Origin of the sequence: Streptomyces litmocidini (assembly GCF_014649755.1) — a bacterium.
Classification (GTDB): domain Bacteria; phylum Actinomycetota; class Actinomycetes; order Streptomycetales; family Streptomycetaceae; genus Streptomyces; species Streptomyces litmocidini.
In genome coordinates this window covers 1-770 of the sequence record NZ_BMTQ01000078.1, presented here as the reverse complement: position 1 = coordinate 770, position 770 = coordinate 1, and the positions used below count along the sequence as shown (strand labels likewise).

Annotated in this window: 1 protein-coding gene; it reads left to right on the top strand. The window is 70.0% G+C overall.

The genetic code is table 11. The features are described 5' to 3' along the window. Positions 1-3 precede the first annotated feature (3 nt). Positions 4-770, top strand: a 767-nt coding sequence (locus tag IE180_RS36025) for an IS5 family transposase (protein ID WP_190161122.1), incomplete at its 3' end; no start/stop codon positions are given.

Sequence of the window (770 nt, the reverse complement as noted above, 5' to 3'; positions counted from 1 at the left end):
TTCGTGGCGAAGAGGAACTCCCGGCCGTGGATCGTCTCGGACGAACTGTGGTCACTGATCGAGCCGTTGCTACCGGTCCCGGCGCCGAAGCTGGTGTCGGGGCGGCCGCGGGTGCCTGACCGGCAGGCCCTGTGCGGGATCCTGTTCGTGCTGCACACCGGCATCCAGTGGGAGTACCTGCCCCAGGAGCTCGGCTTCGGCTCCGGCATGACGTGCTGGCGACGGCTTGCCGCATGGAATGAGGCCGGAGTGTGGGACCAGCTCCACCTGGTCCTGCTCAAGAAGCTGCGGTCGGCCAAGCAGCTCGACTGGTCGCGGGCGGGGAAGCGACTCCAGCCACGTCCGGGCCGCCCGCAGGGGCCCAAAAGCGGGCCCAGCCCGGTCGACCGCGCGCGGCCGGGCAGCAAACACCACGTCCTCGTCGACGGACAGGGCATTCCGCTCGCCGTGTCGCTGACCGGCGGAAACCGCAACGACGTCACCCAGCTGCTGCCCCTGCTCGCCAAGGTTCCCTCCGTCGCCGGCCTGGTCGGCCGGCCCAGGCGACGACCGGACGCGCTGTTGGCCGACCGGGGCTACGACCACGACAAATACCGTCGCCTGGTCTGGGCTCAGGGCATCAAACCGGTGATCGCCCGACGTGGCGTCTCGCACGGCTCCGGCCTCGGTGTCCACCGCTGGGTCGTCGAGCGGACGATCTCCTGGCTGCACGGCTTCCGGCGTCTCCGAGTCCGCTGGGAACGACGCGACGACATCCACGAAGCCTTCCT